Annotated in this window: 15 protein-coding genes and 2 tRNA genes; 10 read left to right on the top strand and 7 right to left on the bottom strand. The window is 74.1% G+C overall.

Annotation, left to right across the window (positions count from 1 at the left end; all coding sequences use genetic code 11):
- Nucleotides 1–501: 501 nt before the first annotated feature.
- Both RM540_RS13660 and RM540_RS13655 read left to right on the top strand, forming a co-directional pair.
- A tRNA-Phe gene (locus RM540_RS13660) sits at nucleotides 502–574 on the top strand.
- Nucleotides 575–671: 97 nt separating this feature from the next.
- Nucleotides 672–745, top strand: a tRNA-Asp gene (locus tag RM540_RS13655).
- Between the two features lie 132 nt (nucleotides 746–877).
- Here the strand turns inward: RM540_RS13655 and RM540_RS13650 are convergent.
- Together RM540_RS13650 and uvrA are read right to left on the bottom strand one after the other, a co-directional pair.
- Nucleotides 878–1,789, bottom strand: coding sequence for an NAD(+)/NADH kinase (locus RM540_RS13650; protein WP_311665050.1), 912 nt, complete (start codon nucleotides 1,787–1,789; stop codon nucleotides 878–880).
- 191 nt (nucleotides 1,790–1,980) lie between these two features.
- Nucleotides 1,981–4,539: an excinuclease ABC subunit UvrA gene (uvrA, locus tag RM540_RS13645; RefSeq protein ID WP_311665048.1), complete on the bottom strand. Its 2,559-nt coding sequence runs from the start codon at nucleotides 4,537–4,539 to the stop codon at nucleotides 1,981–1,983.
- A 240-nt stretch (nucleotides 4,540–4,779) separates the two neighbouring features.
- On the opposite strand from uvrA, the gene RM540_RS13640 reads away from it, so the two are divergent.
- The 6 genes from RM540_RS13640 (at nucleotide 4,780) to RM540_RS13615 (ending at nucleotide 10,135) form a co-directional block, all read left to right on the top strand.
- Nucleotides 4,780–5,742, top strand: coding sequence for a quinone oxidoreductase family protein (locus tag RM540_RS13640; protein WP_311665046.1), 963 nt, complete (start codon nucleotides 4,780–4,782; stop codon nucleotides 5,740–5,742).
- A gap of 229 nt (nucleotides 5,743–5,971) precedes the next feature.
- A complete protein-coding gene (locus RM540_RS13635) occupies nucleotides 5,972–7,213 on the top strand; it encodes an NAD(P)/FAD-dependent oxidoreductase (RefSeq protein WP_311665043.1) in 1,242 nt (413 codons plus the stop codon).
- A 61-nt stretch (nucleotides 7,214–7,274) separates the two neighbouring features.
- Nucleotides 7,275–7,619 (top strand): nucleotidyltransferase domain-containing protein, encoded by a 345-nt coding sequence (locus RM540_RS13630; protein WP_311665041.1) that lies wholly within the window; start codon nucleotides 7,275–7,277, stop codon nucleotides 7,617–7,619.
- Nucleotides 7,616–7,996, top strand: a complete 381-nt coding sequence (locus RM540_RS13625) for a HEPN domain-containing protein (protein WP_311665039.1) — start codon at nucleotides 7,616–7,618, stop codon at nucleotides 7,994–7,996. Before RM540_RS13630 ends, RM540_RS13625 begins: the two co-directional genes overlap by 4 nt.
- Nucleotides 7,997–8,129: 133 nt before the next feature.
- Nucleotides 8,130–9,593, top strand: coding sequence for a 4Fe-4S binding protein (locus RM540_RS13620; RefSeq protein WP_311665037.1), 1,464 nt, complete (start codon nucleotides 8,130–8,132; stop codon nucleotides 9,591–9,593).
- The gene (locus RM540_RS13615) at nucleotides 9,590–10,135 is read left to right on the top strand and encodes a hypothetical protein (RefSeq protein WP_311665035.1); all 546 of its coding nucleotides are present in this window, start codon (nucleotides 9,590–9,592) and stop codon (nucleotides 10,133–10,135) included. Before RM540_RS13620 ends, RM540_RS13615 begins: the two co-directional genes overlap by 4 nt.
- Before the next feature lie 65 nt (nucleotides 10,136–10,200).
- On the opposite strand, the gene RM540_RS13610 is transcribed toward RM540_RS13615, so the two are convergent.
- The 3 genes from RM540_RS13610 to RM540_RS13600 form a co-directional block, all read right to left on the bottom strand.
- Nucleotides 10,201–10,473, bottom strand: coding sequence for a type II toxin-antitoxin system RelE family toxin (locus RM540_RS13610; protein WP_311665033.1), 273 nt, complete (start codon nucleotides 10,471–10,473; stop codon nucleotides 10,201–10,203).
- Nucleotides 10,470–10,697 carry a hypothetical protein gene (locus RM540_RS13605; protein ID WP_311665030.1) on the bottom strand — a complete coding sequence of 76 codons (228 nt, stop codon included), beginning with the start codon at nucleotides 10,695–10,697 and terminating at the stop codon, nucleotides 10,470–10,472. The genes RM540_RS13610 and RM540_RS13605 overlap by 4 nt, the downstream gene beginning before the upstream one ends.
- 151 nt (nucleotides 10,698–10,848) lie before the next feature.
- Nucleotides 10,849–11,187 carry a hypothetical protein gene (locus RM540_RS13600; RefSeq protein ID WP_311665028.1) on the bottom strand — a complete coding sequence of 113 codons (339 nt, stop codon included), beginning with the start codon at nucleotides 11,185–11,187 and terminating at the stop codon, nucleotides 10,849–10,851.
- Nucleotides 11,188–11,286: 99 nt separating this feature from the next.
- Between RM540_RS13600 and RM540_RS13595 the strand changes: the two genes are divergently transcribed.
- Entirely contained in the window at nucleotides 11,287–12,858 is a 1,572-nt protein-coding gene (locus tag RM540_RS13595; protein WP_311665025.1) for a YifB family Mg chelatase-like AAA ATPase, read from the top strand.
- A 184-nt stretch (nucleotides 12,859–13,042) separates the two neighbouring features.
- Entirely contained in the window at nucleotides 13,043–14,665 is a 1,623-nt protein-coding gene (locus RM540_RS13590) for a M1 family metallopeptidase (protein WP_311665023.1), read from the top strand.
- A 411-nt stretch (nucleotides 14,666–15,076) separates the two neighbouring features.
- On the opposite strand, the gene RM540_RS13585 is transcribed toward RM540_RS13590, so the two are convergent.
- Nucleotides 15,077–15,301: a type II toxin-antitoxin system HicA family toxin gene (locus RM540_RS13585; RefSeq protein ID WP_349256331.1), complete on the bottom strand. Its 225-nt coding sequence runs from the start codon at nucleotides 15,299–15,301 to the stop codon at nucleotides 15,077–15,079.
- A 1-nt stretch (nucleotide 15,302) separates the two neighbouring features.
- The gene (locus tag RM540_RS13580) at nucleotides 15,303–15,509 is read right to left on the bottom strand and encodes a type II toxin-antitoxin system HicB family antitoxin (protein ID WP_314009215.1); all 207 of its coding nucleotides are present in this window, start codon (nucleotides 15,507–15,509) and stop codon (nucleotides 15,303–15,305) included.
- Nucleotides 15,510–15,542: the final 33 nt, after the last annotated feature.

Raw genomic sequence — 15,542 nt, 5'->3', positions numbered from 1 at the left:
GTAGATCGGGGGCGAGCGCAACCCCCCGGATCATTTTTTCTGACCCACCCCGCCCGTCGCCGCCCTGCTCGGCTACGGGCGGGGCGGTCCTGCACGGCGCCGCTCCTCCCAGGCGCCGTTGCAGGGGACGGCGCTACGGCATCCGCCCCGCCCGTGCCGTGGGCGGGGCGGGCATTGTGCCCCCATGCGGACACCACGCGTAGTGTCCCTACGAATCTGGGCCGCTACGTTTTTGAGGGCGGGGCGGCCCCAGACGTCTCGGCCTGACGGCATCGCATGCAACGGCGCTACGACGGCCACCCCGCCCACGCCACGGACGGACCCAAAGGGCGGGGCGGTGATCTTCTGCTGCCCGCTGCCCGCTGCCCGCTGCCCGCTGCCCGCTGCCCGCTGCCCGCTGCCCTCTTCACCGAGTCTCGGCGCGGTGGCCGGTGGTGGAATCCGCCGGCCGCCGCGTATATTCGTCAGCCCCGCCCGGCGTCACCGGCGCTAGGCAGAGCGGGTCGAGTAGCTCAGTTGGTAGAGCAACGGACTGAAAATCCGTGTGTCGGCGGTTCAAGTCCGCCCTCGACCACCCCGCCCGGATCGCGGCCTCACGGTTAAGATCCGGCGGAGCGGCCACCCCGCTCGCCCCCGCCCACATGGGGGCCGTAGTTTGGTCGCACCCCGCTGGCCCGGTAGTTCAGTTGGTTAGAACGCCTGCCTGTCACGCAGGAGGTCGCGAGTTCAAGTCTCGTCCGGGTCGCCCGACGCCCCCGCTTCGCAGGAAGCGGGGGCGTTTTGGTGTAGAGAGGGGCGGGAGGAATCGGGCACGAGCAGAGGGCGGGGCGGCCTGTAGCGCCCGCTCATCCCTCTATCCCGCATCCCTCGATCCCTCCTAAAACACCCCCGCCTGCCCCCAGGACAGCTTTTCGCGGATGGTCGAGAAGTAGTCGCGGTCGGGGAGCGTCACGAGGCGGACGGCGTGGTCCGACCGGCGGACGCGGACGACCACGTCGCCGCCGCCGTCGAGCAGCGTCGACGTGCCGTCGACGGCGAACGCGAACGGGTGGCCCCGCGTCTCGACCCGGAGCACGAGCTCGGCGTCGCACGGGAGCACGATGGGCCGGGCGGTCAGCGTGTGCGGGGCGATGGGCGCCACGACGATGACGTCCGCGCCCGGCACCAGGATCGGCCCGCCCACCGAGAGCGCGTAGGCCGTCGACCCGGTCGGCGTGGCCACGACGAGGCCATCGGCCCAGTACGTGTTGAGGTGGGCGCCGTCGACGGTCGCCTCGACCTGGATCATGCTCGTCGTGCCCGACTTGTCGACGACGACGTCGTTGAGCGCCCACGCAGGGAGGTCGGCGAGCGCCGGTCCGTCCGCCGCCCCGCCCGCGCGGCCGGTGCCCGAGACCTCGACGGCCAGCGTGATCCGGCTCTCGACCCCAAACGCCCCGGCTTCGAGGAGCTCGACGGCATGCTCGACGTCGGCGACCTCCACCTTCGTCAGGAACCCGAGCCGGCCGATGTTGACGCCCAGGATCGGCGTCCCCTCGGCCCGGTGCGCCGAGCGCAGGAGCGTGCCGTCGCCCCCGTACGAGAGCAGGACGTCGGCGTCGGCCGCGACGTCGTCCGAGCCGTGCTCGGCGGCGAACGCGTCGTCGACCAGGCCGCGCGCGACGAGGCCTTCGGCGACGTCGGCGTGGAGCCGGAACGCGATCCCCTTGCGGTGGAGCCACCGCGTGAGCGCGGTCACGGGCTCCCAGAGCGCGTCTTTCGTCGTGTTGCCGGTGATGCCGTACGTCATGCGGGGAGGGGCGCGTCCAGAGGGGACGGTGCCAACGACGGCCGCCCGTGCACCGTTCGGGCGGGGCGGGCGCCCTCGTAGACGCTCCGCCAAGTCCCGTCCGGCGACCCAGCCTCACCGCTGTGCCCCCGCCGCCGTGCGCTCGAACCCTGGGCGACCGCCTACGGCGCCACCTCGGACCGGCCCTCTCCCTACGACCCCGCCCCGCCCAGAGCCTGCGCCAGGTACGGTGCGGTCTGGCTGACCGGCGCCTGCGCCACCTCCCGAGGCGTCCCCTGCGCCACCACCCGGCCGCCCTCGTCGCCCGCGCCGGGGCCGACGTCGATCACCCAGTCGCTGCCGACGACCAGCTGCATGTCGTGCTCGACGGTGAGCACGGTGTGCCCGGCGTCGACCAGCCGTGCGAGCTGAGCGGCCAGGCGCTCCACGTCGGCGGGGTGGAGGCCCGTCGTGGGCTCGTCCAGGACGTAGAGCGTGTGGCCGCGCCCCGCGCGCTGGAGCTCGGTCGCCAGCTTGACCCGCTGCGCCTCCCCGCCCGAGAGCTCCGTGGCGGGCTGCCCCAGCCGGAGGTAGCCCAGCCCCACCTCGCGCAGGGTGTCGAGGCTGCGGAAGACGGGCGCGTCGTCCCGGAAAAAGTCCCACGCGTCGTCGACGGTCATGGCGAGCACGTCGGCGATGGTCTGGCCGCGGTACCGGACCTCCAGCGTCTCGGCGTTGTAGCGCGAGCCGTGGCAGACGGGGCAGGGCGCGTAGACGCTGGGAAGGAACAGCAGCTCCACCATCACCCACCCCTCGCCCTGGCAGTGGGGGCAGCGCCCGCCCTTGACGTTGAAGGAGAAGCGCCCCGGCTTGTAGCCCCGCTCGCGGGCCAGCGGCGTGGCGGCGAACAGCTTGCGGACGGGGTCGAACAGGCCGGTGTACGTCGCCATGTTGCTCCGGGGCGTGCGGCCGATCGGCTTCTGGTCCACTTGCACCAGGCGCGACAGCGAGCCCACGTCGCCCTCCAGGCTCGCGGCAGCGCCCGGTGGCTGAGCGTCCTCGAGGTCGCCCTCGTCGGCGGGGCCCGTCTCCGACGGCCCGCCGCTCTGGCCGAGGCGAGCCGCCAGCGTCTCGGCCAGCACCTGGCTGACCAGCGTCGACTTGCCCGAGCCCGAGACGCCGGTCACGCACGTCAGCACGCCCAGCGGGAACGAGACGCTGAGGTCGCGGAGGTTGTGGCGCGTCACGCCGCTGAGCTCCAGCCACCCCGAGGGCGCGCGCGGCGGGCGCTTCTCGTGGGGCGCGGCGCGGAACAGGTACCCCGCGGTCTGGGAGCCTTCCACGTTGCGCAGCCCCTCGGGCGGACCGCTGTAGAGGACCTCCCCGCCCTGCTCCCCGGCTCCCGGCCCGACGTCCACCAGCCAGTCGGCCTGGCGGATCACGTCGAGGTCGTGCTCCACCACGAACAGCGAGTTGCCCGCTGCTTTGAGGCTGGCGAGCGCCGCCAGCAGCGCCTCGGTGTCGGCGGGGTGCAGCCCGGCCGAGGGCTCGTCCAGGACGTACACCACGCCGAACAGGTTGGAGTACAGCTGCGTGGCCAGGCGCAGCCGTTGCAGCTCGCCCGGCGAGAGCGTCGGCGTCGAGCGCTCCAGCTGGAGGTAGCCCAGCCCCAGGTCCAGCAGCACGTCCAGCCGAGCGACCAGGTCTTCGGTCAGGCGCTGCCGGGCGAGGGCCTGGGCGGGGTGGTCCTGGGCGTGCTTCCCGCTCCCCTGGCCGCTGGCGTAGGGGCGCAGCAGGGCGGCCACCTCCTTGAGCGGCAGGCGCGAAAAGTCGGCGACGTCGAGCCCGGCGAACGTGACGGCCAGCGACTCGGGCCGGAGCCGCTTGCCGTGGCACAGCGGGCACTCGGCCGCGATCATGTACGCCTGCACCCGCCGCCTCATGGCCGCGCTCTCGGTGTTGGCGAAGGTGTGCATGACGTGCCGCCGGGCGCTGCTGAAGGTGCCCATGTAGTTCGGCTCGTCCCCACGCTCCACGGCCTGCCGCGTCTCCTCGAAACTCCGGCCCCGGTAGACCGGCTCGACCGGCTGCTCGTCGGTGAACAGGATCCAGTCGCGCGTGGGCTCCGGCAGGTCGCGCCACGGGACGTCCACGTCGACGCCGCGCGTCACCAGGATGTCGCGCTGGTTCTGGCCGCCCCACGCCTGCGGCCACGCAGCGACGGCCCGCTCGCGGATGGTGAGCGACGGGTCCGGGACCATCGACGCCTCGGTGACCTCGTAGACCACGCCTTGGCCGTGGCACTCGGGGCAGGCGCCCTCGGGCGTGTTGGGCGAGAAGCCCTCGGCGTAGATGATGTCCGGTCCGTTCGGGTACGTCCCGTCCAGGCCTGGCGGGTAGGTCCCGGCGCGCGAGTACAGCATCCGGACTAGGTTGGAGAGCGTCGTCACGCTGCCCACGGACGACCGCGCGGTCGGCGCGCCGCGCTGCTGCTGCAGGGCTACGGCCGGCGGCAGGCCCTCGACGGCGTCCACGTCGGGCGCGCCCACCTGGTTGAACAGACGGCGGGCGTAGGGCGAGACCGACTCGAGGTAGCGCCGCTGCGCCTCGGCGTAGAGCGTCCCGAAGGCGAGCGACGACTTGCCCGAGCCGGACACGCCGGTAAAGACGACGAGCGCGTCGCGCGGCACCTGGACGGAGAGGTCTTTGAGGTTGTGCTCGCGCGCTCCGCGCACGCGCACGAAGCCGGAAAACTCAGCGGGGGTCGACATGGTGGCGCAGGTGGGGCGGGGCGTGCGGCCGAGTGGCGGGGCGGCCGGACGGCCCCGTAGGAGAGGCCCGAGGGCGGGGTGGAGCAGGGGCAAGCGGACGACGACCTCTCACGAGGCCGAGTTCGGGGGCGCCCGTGAGATCGCGTCGAGAAAGGCGCCGGGTAGAGGTCCCGGACACCGGCGGGCGGGCGAACCGCAGGGCCGAGGCGTGGTAGGACGTGGTCCCCTTCCTGTACCCTGATGCCCTCCATGCGCGCCGCGGCGATCGACCAGTTTGGCGGCCCGATCACCGTCCACACGCTGCCGGTCCCCGAGCCCGGGCCGGACCAGCTCGTGTTCCGAGTCCACACGGCCGGCGTCGGCGTGTGGGACCCGAACGTCCGCAGCGGGTCGATGGCGAAGAGGGCGGGCGCCCACCCGAGCTTCCCGCTCGTCCTCGGCTCCGACGGCGCCGGGACGGTCGTCGCCGTGGGCGAGAACGTGGTGCGGTTCCGTCCAGGCGACGAGGTCTGGGCGATCGGGACCGTCAACGAGACCGGCGGGTTCTTCGCCGAGTACGGGCTCGCCCTCGAAGACCACGTGGCGGCGCTGCCCGACGCGCTCCCGCTGGCGCAGGCCGGCGCGCTCGGCGTCGACGCGGCGACGGCGATGGGGGGGCTGAGCGGAGCGCTCGACCTCCAGTCTGGCGAGGCGCTGATGGTGTACGGCGCGAGCGGCGGCGTGGGCCACCTCGCGCTCCAATTCGCGAAGCGGATGGGTGCGCGCGTGCTCGCGGTCGCCTCCGGCGCCGACGGCGTGGCCCTTGTGGAGGCGCTCGGCGCCGACGCGTCGGTCGACGGCAGGACGGCCGACGTCGCCGCCGCGGCTCGGCGGTTCGCGCCGGACGGGCTCGACGCCGCGCTCGTGCTGACGAACGGGGGCACGCTGGACGCGGCGCTCGCGGAGATCAAGGACGGAGGCCGCATGACATGGCCGAACGGCGTCCGGCCCGTGCCCGACGTGCCCGAGGGCGTTCACGGGCAGGCGCACAACGCGACGTTGTCGCTCGACGCCATCAACGACCTGGTCCGGTCTTCGGGCGACGGTCTCCCGCCGTTCCAGGTCCACGTCGCCGAGGCGTTCCCGCTCGACGCCGTCCCCGAGGCGCTGCGGGCGCTCGACGCGCACTACGTGGGCAAGCTCGCGGTCACCGTCGCCGGCTAACGCGCGCGGGCGGGTCGGCGGCGTGCTACGGGCTCCGGTGCTCCGACGGGCACGGCCCCGTTAGCGGCCGGGGGCGGGGTGGGGGAGCTGAGAAGTAGGAAGCGGGGAGGAGCGCCCGCCCCGCCCGTTCCGCCCCGCCCTGTGGCGCCGACGGGGCGGGGCGGTCATCTTCCCGTACCCCGTACCCCGTACCCCGTACCCCGTACCCCGTACCCCGTACCGCATTTCCATGCACGCTGTCATCGTCGGAAACGGGATCGCCGGCGTCGCCGCGGCCCGCCACGTGCGGAAGGGGGACCCCGGCGCCCGCGTCACCATGATCTCGGACGAGACCGCGGACCCGTTTTCGCGGACGGCGCTGATGTACGTCTACATGGGCGTGCTCGCGCGCGCCCACACGCACCTCTACGAGCGCCGGTTCTGGGACGAGAACCGGATCGACCGTGTCCTCGACCGCGCCCTCGCCCTCGACCCCGCTGCCCGCGTCCTCACGCTCCACGAGGGCGGGGCGGTGCCCTACGACCGGCTCCTCGTGGCGACGGGCTCGCTCCCCGCCCTCCCGGACTGGCCGGGCCGCGACCTCGACGGCGTCCAAGGGCTGTACCACCTGGCCGACCTCGACCGGATGGAGGCGGCGGCGCCCGGCGCGGCCCCGGACCCCGCCGTCGTCGTGGGCGGCGGGCTGATCGGCGTCGAACTGGCCGAGATGCTCCGCACCCGGGGCGCCGCCGTCACGTTCCTCGTGCGCGAGGAGCGCTACCTGCCGCGCGTGTTCTCGGCGTCCGAGAGCGCGCTCGTGGCCGCCGAGGTTCGGCGCCACGGCGTCGACCTGAGGCTCGGCACCAAGGTCGAACGGATGGAGGGCGCGGGTCACGTCGAGGCCGTGGTCACGAGCCGCGGCGAGCGCCACCCCGCCCGCTTCGTCGGCGTGGGCACGGGCGTGCGGCCGAACGTGGCGTGGCTGGCGGGGAGCGGCGTCGAGGTCGGGCGGGGTGTGCTCGTCGACCGGACGCTGGCGACGTCGGCGCCCGGCGTGTGGGCGGCCGGCGACTGCGCCGAGCTCCGCGACCCGCCGGACGGCGTGCGCCCGCGCGAGCCCATCTGGTACACGGCTCGGCTCCAGGGCGCGACGGCCGCGCTCGGCATGCTGGGCCGCCCGCGCGTCTACGCGCCGGGCGTGTTCTACAACTCGGCCAAGTTTTTCGACCTCGAGTACCAGGTCTACGGCCGCACCGAGCCCGCCCCGCCCGACAGCACGGGCGGGGCGGACTGGGAGTGGACCGACGGCGCCCGCCACCTCCGCCTCCACCACGAGGGCGGGGCGGTCCGCGGCGTGAGCGCGCTGAGCGTCCGGCTCCGGCAGGACGTTTGCACGCGGTGGATTGCCGAGGGCTGGACGCTGGAGGCGGCGCTCGCGGACCTGGGCGCGGCGCGGTTCGACGCCGAGCTGTCGCGCCCGCTCGGGGTGTAGCGCGCGCGGTGGGCGGGGGCGGGGTGGCCGCCCCGCCCGTCTGGGCGGCCTACCTTGCCCCATGCCCGTCGTGCTCCCCGACTCTACGCCGCCCCGCGTTCGCGCCGCGATCGCGGACGCGAAGGCGCGGCTCGAAGCGCTCTACGGCGACCGGCTCGACCGGCTCGTCCTCTATGGCTCGCGCGCCCGAGGCGACGCACGGCCGGACTCGGACGTTGATTTGCTCGTGGTGCTCCGCGGGGCGTACGAGCCCTACGCCGAGCTCAAGCGGACGGCCGTGCTCCGCCTCGAGCTGTCCATCGAGCACGGCGAAGACGTCTCGATGCAGCCGTACGGCGCAGACGAAGTCGCGGCGGACGTCAACTCGTTCTTGCGGGCGGCCACGGGCGAGGGCGTCGCGCTGTGACGGAGCACCAGCAGGCCCTGTTCGACAAGGCGGAGCGGGCGCTCGCGTGCGCGCGATCCGCGTTGGAGGCCAGCGACGCGGAGGCCGCCGTGAACAGGTCGTACTACGCCTGCTTCTACCCGGCTCAAGCAGCGCTCCTCGGCGTTGGGGAGCGGCCCAAGACGCACGCGGGCACCCACAACCGCTTCGCCTTCCATTTTGCCCGGTCGGGTCGCGTCACCCCTGACATCGCGGGCATCCTCCCGCACGCCGCCCAGGCCCGCGAGCGAACGGACTACGACGCGTTCGCTGTGACGGACGCCGCCGCCGACCTTCTCGCCGACGCCGAGCGGTTCGTCCGCGCCGTCCGCGAGGTCGTCGTGCCTCCCCGCCCGTAGGTCCCGCCCTGCCCGCCGTACGATGGGCGGGGCGGGGCGCGTCCGGCACCACCCCGCCCGTTGGGACCGCCCGCACGTCCCGTCCGCTCGGTCCGCCTGTCGGGACCGCCCCGCCCTCGGGCGCCCTCACGTTATGCCCGACCTCCCGCTCGCGCAGCCGCGCCTCGCCCTGTTCGACAACCCGGCGTTCCGGCCGACGGCCGTGCAGCGGCTCGGGCTCGCGCTCGTCGGCGTGGGCGGGGTGGCCGGCGTGGTCGCGCTCGCGAGCGATCTGGGCGCGCGGCACCCGCTGGCCTTCTCGCTCGCCTTCCTGGGCGGGCTGAGCGCGGGCGGGGTGGTCTACGCGCTCGGCGGGCTCGCGCGCTCGGCCGGCGTCCACAACGAGGGGACCATGTTCTCGTCGAACGAGGCGCGCGGCGCGGTCGGGTGGACGGTCGGCGTGGTGCTGACGGGGCTCTACGTCGTGCTCTACTTCTGGCCGGCCGCGCTGGGCGGGCTGATCCCGCTGGGCGACCCGCTCTCGCGGCTCGTCCGCGGGATGCCGGCGACGCTCGCCAACGGCGGGCAGTGGTTCCTCTACTCGACGCTCTACACGCTGGCCGTGCTGGTCATGGGCGTGCGCGCGTTCGTCCGCTACCGGCACAGCCGGTACCACCTCGTGCGGACCGTGAGCGTGGTGTTTTTCCAGACCGTGATCGCGTTCGCGCTGCCCTACGTGCTCGTCCGCCTGCAGGAGCCCGAGCTGTACCTCCACTACACGTGGCCGCTGGACTTCGACCTGTTTTTCCCGTGGAAGGTGGCCGAGCTCCGCGAGGCGGGGCAGCTGGGCGTGGCGATGGTGGTGTGGGGCGCCGTCCTGCTCGCCGTCGTGACGCCGGTGCTCACCTACTTTTTCGGGAAGCGGTGGTACTGCTCGTGGGTCTGCGGCTGCGGCGGCCTCGCCGAGACGGCCGGCGACCCGTACCGCCACCTCTCGGACAAGGGCCTGACCGCGTGGCGCGTCGAGCGGTGGATGGTCCACGGCGTGCTCGCCCTGATCGTCGCCGGGACCGCCCTGCTGTGGGTCGCGGCCGTGGCCGACGTCGCCTGGCTGGACGCCACGGCGGGCACGTTCTCGTGGCTCTACGGGCTCCTCATCGGCTCCGTCTTCGCCGGCGTCGTCGGCGTCGGGTTCTACCCGATCATGGGGAGCCGCGTGTGGTGCCGGTTCGGGTGCCCGATGGCGGCCATCCTGGGCCTTCAGCAGCGGTTCTTCTCGCGTTTCCGCATCACGACGAACGGCGGCCAGTGCATCTCGTGCGGCCAGTGCTCGGCGTACTGCGAGATGGGGATCGACGTCAAGTGGTACGCGCAGCGCGGGCAGAACGTGGTGCGCGCGGCGTGCGTGGGGTGCGGCATCTGCGCGACGGTCTGCCCGCGCGGCGTGCTCCGCCTCGAGAACGGCCCGGACACGAGCGGCCCGTCCCGGGCGGGGCGGCCGGTCAACAACCTCATCGCGGACCTCGACATCCTCGACGACGCGCTGTTCGAGACCGCCCCGCCCGCGGCGGGGCCGCCGGTCGGGCGGGGCGGGCCGACGGTCGAGCGAGCGTCGTGAGCGGGGCGGAGACCGGGAAGCGCTCGCTCGCCGCGCTCGCGTTCGGCGTGGGCGGGGCGGCGAGTTCGGTGCCCCTCGCCCTGTTTCTAAGAGGAGCCAGCGTATGGCCGTTCGGCATCAGCGGAGCCGCGGGGGCGCTCGCGCTCGTCCTCGCGTTCGGCGTGGGCGGGGCGGTAGCGGCGTGGCGCGGGGCCTGGCGCGTCGTGGCGCCCGCCCCGCCCCTGGCCGCCGGCGCCGGCGGCCGCGCGCTCCCCTCCGGCGTGTCGCGCGGGATGGGCGTGGCCTTCCGCGGCTTCGCCCTCGGGTGCGCCCTGTTCCCCGTCGCCGTCGCCCTGGTCACGCTCGGGACGACCCTGGCCGCGGGCGGGGCGGTGGGTGCGGTGACGGTCCGAGTGGCGATCCTCGCCGTCGTGGGGCAGGTGGTCGGGTTCCTGGCGGCCGGCGCCGTCGGCTCGTTTACCGTCCTCCCGCTCGCGCTCGTGCTGGGCGGGGCGGCCGGCGGGGTCCTCGGCCGCGGACGCGCCGCCCCGCCCGTGGGCTAAGGCGGCCGCCCCGCCCCCGTTGGGTTCACCGGGCGGGGCGGCCGTCGCCGCGCGACCCGGGCTGTTCAGCCGAGCCGGTCGAGCAGCTTGTCGTAGTCGTCGTGCTTGCCGATCCAGAACCACGTGACGTGGTCGTCCTGGCGGTAGCCCACCATCCGGTAGTCCTGGCTGACGCGGACGGACCACGCGCCTTCCTCTTCCGAGACCCGCTTAAAGTGGAGGCTTGGGTAGCGCTCGTCTTGGTCGAGCCGGTCGAGCGCCTTGAGGGTCCGCGTCTGCACGTGGCCGGGCAGCTTCTGGAGCCGTTTGAGGTAGCCCTTCGTAAAGTCGAAGGTCACAGGCTCGCTTTAAGCTCATCAAGGCTGAGCGTGCCGTTGTCGGCTGCGTCCTGTCGAGCCTCGGCCACCATCGAGGTCCAGTGCGCCGGGCTCGTGTGGGCGAAAAGCTCGTCCCAGCGTTCGTCAGCGTCCAGCTCCTTGAGGAGCTGGCGGGCGTAAAACTCCTGGTCCCGCTGCGGCAGGCGTCGGAGGCGGTCGATGGCGTCCTGGAGGAGGGCGGTCATGGCGTGGAGTATACCCGGTCGCGGTGCGCGAGGGGTGGAACGCGCCGGGCGCTCTCCCAGCGTGCAGGCCGAGAACCGACAGTTGGCCGCGGAACCGCCGCCCCGCCCGCGAGCCAAGGCGCCCGCCCCGCCCCGGCGGCCGCCCCGCCCGTTACGGGGCGACGACGCGGAAAAAGTGGTCGGCCGAAGTGCACGGCGTCACGCCGCCCTCGGCGTTCTCCTCGCCCCGCGCCTCGACGCGGTCGCCGGGCTGGAGCGTGCCCAGGTCGGGAAAGTCGCTCGCGGCGCACAGGTTGATCCGGGCCGGGACGTGGACCGTCCGCTCGCCGGCGTCGGTGCGCACGACGACGAGGGCGTCGCCGTCGTAGGCGAGCGGGGCGGCGTCGACGGAGACGACCTCACCGCGGAGCACGTCGCCTGTGGGCGGGGCGCAGGCGGCGAGGGCGCACAGGCCGGCAGAGAGGGCGAGCAGGGCGGGGCGGAGGCGCATGGCGGTCGGGGAGGCATCGGCGCCCCAACGCGCGGGCGGCTCGCGGGGTTACGTCGCGGGCGGGGCGGGGTCTACCGGCGCCCACCCCGCCCGCTGCCCATGCCGACGTCCCAGCTGTCCCGCGTCTGGAGCGCCGCCGTCCTCGGCGTCGACGCGCTCCCCATCGAGATTGAGACGCACACCGAGCCCAACATCCCGCGGTGGACGGTCGTCGGGCTCCCGGACGGCGCCGTGCGCGAGAGCCGCGACCGCGTGTGGGCGGCGCTGAAGACAAGCGGGCTGCCGGTCCCGCGCGGGGCCGTCACCGTCAACCTGGCGCCGGCCGACGTCCGCAAGGAGGGGTCGGCGTACGACCTCCCGATCGCGCTCGGGCTGCTGGCCGCCGTGACGGGCGGGGCGATCGCGCAAGACGTGCTGGACGAGGTCGTCGTCGTGGGCGAGCTGGGGTTGGACGGCGCGGTGCGGCCCGTGCGCGGCGTGCTCCCGATGGCGGCCGGCGCGCGCGCCGAGGGCCGCCGCGGCATCCTGGTGCCGCCCGAGAACGCGGCCGAGGCCGCCGTCGTCGAGGGGCTCGAGGTCTACCCCGTGGCCACGCTCCGCGAGGCGTTCGACTTCCTGGCGGAGCGGGGCGGTGTGGGGACGCCCGCGGCGCCGGTCTCGCTCGAAGCCGCGACCGCCCCGCCCGGCGGGCTGGACTTCGCGGACGTCCGTGGGCAGGGGCTCGTGAAGCGCGCGCTCGAAGTGGCCGCGGCCGGCGGGCACAACGCGCTCATGGTCGGCCCGCCGGGCTCGGGCAAGACGATGCTGGCCCGACGCCTCCCGACGGTCCTCCCGCCCTTGACGCCGACGGAGGCGCTGGAGACGACGAAAATTTTGTCGGTGGGCGGGCGGCTGAACGGGGCCGCGCGGCACGGGCTGGTCGCCGAGCGCCCGTTCCGCTCGCCGCACCACACGATCTCGAACGCCGGCCTGTGCGGGGGCGGCTCGAACCCGATGCCCGGCGAGATCTCGCTCGCTCACAACGGCGTCCTGTTCCTGGACGAGCTGCCCGAGTTCGACCGGCCGGTCCTCGAAGTCCTGCGGCAGCCGCTCGAAGAGGGCGAGGTGACGATCGCGCGGGCGCGGGCGACCGTCCGCTACCCCGCCCGGTTCATGCTCGTGGCGTCCATGAACCCGTGCCCGTGCGGCCACGCCGGCGACCCGACGCGGGCGTGCGTGTGTGCGCCGGGCCAGGTGCAGCGGTACCTCGCGAAAGTGAGCGGGCCGCTCCTGGACCGGATCGACCTCCACGTCGAGGTCACGCCGGTCCCGTTCGAGGACCTGCGGCGCCGCGAGGACGCCGAGCCCAGCGCCGCCGTCCGCGAGCGCGTCGTGGCGGCGCGGGCGCGCCAGGCCGCGCGGTTCGAGGCCGACGGCGGCGCGAGGGGCCGCTATTGCAACGCGCAGATGACGGCCCCCGAGGTCCGCCGCTGGTGCCGCCTCAACGCGGGCGGGGCGGGGCTCCTCAAGGCCGCGCTCACGACCCTCGGCCTCAGCGCGCGCGCCCACGACCGCATCCTCAAAGTATCGCGCACGGTCGCCGACCTCGCCGGCGCCGATGACGTCCAGGCCGAGCACGTGGCGGAGGCCGTCCAGTACCGCTCGCTCGACCGGGCGGGGTGGGGGCAGTAGCGCCCTCGGCGTCCGCCCCGCCCTCGGCGGCCGCCCCGCCCTCGGCGCTCGGTCCGGGGCACGGGGCGGGGTGGTCGGCGGCGTCGGGTCCTGCGTCGTGGTATGCGGGCGGGGTGGCGGAACCGGGCCGCCCCGCCCGTGCGCGGCGGTACGTTGGGGGACGTCTCCCGCCTTCGCCCCGCCCGTGCGCCTGCTGCTCGCCCTCGCCGTCCTCCTCGCCGCGCCCGCCGCCCTCGCCCAGGAGGCGCCGCCGACGCGGGCCGACACCCTCCGCGGCTCGGTCACGCCCGAGCGCGCGTGGTGGGACGTCACGCACTACGACCTCGACGTCCGCCTCGACCCCGAGGCCCGGGCGCTCCAGGGGAGCGTCGGGATCACGTACCGCGTGGTCGGGCCAGCGCGCGAGATGCAGATCGACCTCCAGGAGCCCCTCGTCGTCGACGCCGCCGAGCAGGACGGGCGCCCGCTCGCCGTCCGCCGAGACGGGAACGCCGTGTTTATCGCCCCGGCCGAGCCGCAGGTGCCGGGCGAGCTCCGCACCGTCACCGTCCGCTACCACGGCGCGCCCCGCCCCGCCCCCAACGCGCCGTGGGACGGCGGCTTCGTGTGGGCCGCCGACAGCCTCGGCCGCCCGTGGATCGCGACGGCCGTCCAGGGGCTCGGCGCGAGCGCGTGGTGGCCCGTCAAGGACTCGCAGACCGACGAGCCCGACAGCCAGCGCGTGGCCGTGACGGTTCCCAGCGCCCTCACCGACGTCTCGAACGGGCGCCTCCGGCGCACGACGGACAACGGCGACGGCACGACGACCTACGTCTGGGCCGTCACGAGCCCGATCAACACCTACAACGTGGCCGTCAACGTGGGCCACTACGCGCACTTCGACGACACGTACGAGGGCGAGGGCGGCACGCTCACGCTCGACTACTACCCGCTCGACTACAACGAGGACCGCGCGCGGCGCCAGTTTGCCCAGACCAAGCCCATGCTGGCGTGCTTCGAGCACTGGTTCGGCCCGTTCCCGTGGTACGACGACGGCTTCACGCTCGTCGAGACGCCCTACCTCGGGATGGAGCACCAGAGCGCCGTCGCCTATGGGAACGGCTACGAGAACGGCTACCGCGGGCGCGACCTCTCGGGGACCGGCCGCGGGCTGAGCTGGGACTTCATCCTCGTCCATGAGGCGGCTCACGAGTGGTGGGGCAACAGCGTGACGTCCGAGGACGTGGCCGACATGTGGGTCCACGAGGGGTTCACGGCCTACGCCGAGAACCTGTTCGTCGAGTGCGAGCAGGGCCGCGACGCCGGGGCCGAGTACGTGATCGGGACGCGCGCGAACGTCCTCAACGACCGGCCCGTCGTCGGCCCGTTCGGGGTCGCGCGCGAGGGCTCAGGCGACATGTACTACAAGGGCGCCAACCTGCTGCACACGGTCCGCCAGCTCGTCGGCGACGACGCGCGGTGGCGGGCGGCGCTCCGCGGGCTCCAGGAGACGTTCCGGCACCGGACCGTGACCGGCGCCGAAGTCCGCGCCTACCTCAGCGGGGCGACCGGGCTCGACCTGACGCGCGTGTTCGAGCAGTACCTGGAGACGACGCAGATCCCGACGCTGGAGGTCCGCACGGGCGACGGGACCACCGACTACCGCTGGGCCGACGTGGTGCCGGGCTTCGACATGCCGGTCGAGGTCACGGTCGGCGGTCGCGCGCAGACGCTCCGGCCGACCGAGGCGTGGCAGTCGCTCCCCGATGGCGGGGCGGTCGTGGTGGACCCGGACTACTACGTCGAACTGCGCACGGTGGCGCCGTAGGCGGGGCGGGGTGGCGCGCGCAGGCGGAGCCGCCCCGCTCGGGCGGGGTGGAGAGGGTGACGTTCTCCGCCCCGTCCGTGCCGCTCAGCGCGGCGGGCTTTGCTTCCGTGGAGTGGTCGGCTCGTGCGAGGTCGGGCGGTTCGCTAGACATCTCCGCCGTCATCCCGGACCTGATCCGGGACCGCGCAGCGTCGGCGCAGCCATCCAGGAACTCGGGGCGGGGTGGTCAGCCCTCCTGCACCCCCGCCTGCTCGGGATGAGGCGTCTGGGGGCGTCTGGGCGACCGTCGCCACGTTAGCCCGCCGCCCACGGGTCGGAGCCAGTTGGGCGGGGCGGGGTGGTGTCGTCGCGCGCCGCCCCGCCCGAGTTGAGAATGCTCGCGTCTTGCATCGGTGTCCTCCAGCGCAGAGGCTACAGGAGCGCTCGGAACTCGTCTACCGTCAGGCCCGCCTCGCGAATGATCGAGCGGAGCGTGCCTTTCGCTACCTCCTTGTGGTCCGGGACGACCGCGCGGCGGTGCGGAGCTGCGGACTGGCGGAGGACCATGTGGCTCCCCTTCTGCCGGTCGAACTCGTACCCGAGCTTCGCCAGCGCCTCGGCCACAGCGCGACCCGAAACGACAGGCAGCCGGCCCACGCTAGACCTCGACCATCTCCTCCGTGATGGGCGGCGGGACGGGGTCGCCGTGGTCTTTGAGGCTCTCGACGTACAGCGCGATCGCGTCGCGGACGTTAGCGAGAGCTTCCCCCCGCGTCGCGCCGTCCGCGACGCAGCCGGGGAGGCTGGGCACTGTGGCGACGAAGACGCCGTCTTCGTCCGTCTCGATCAGAACGCGGTACTTCATTGAGCCAAACGGATCGGTTGCGGACGGATGATA

Source organism: Rubrivirga litoralis, assembly GCF_031846415.1.
In the GTDB taxonomy this organism is placed as follows: Bacteria; Bacteroidota; Rhodothermia; order Rhodothermales; family Rubricoccaceae; genus Rubrivirga; species Rubrivirga litoralis.
Note: the sequence above shows the minus strand (reverse complement) of the source record. Positions and strands in the feature narration are given on the sequence as shown.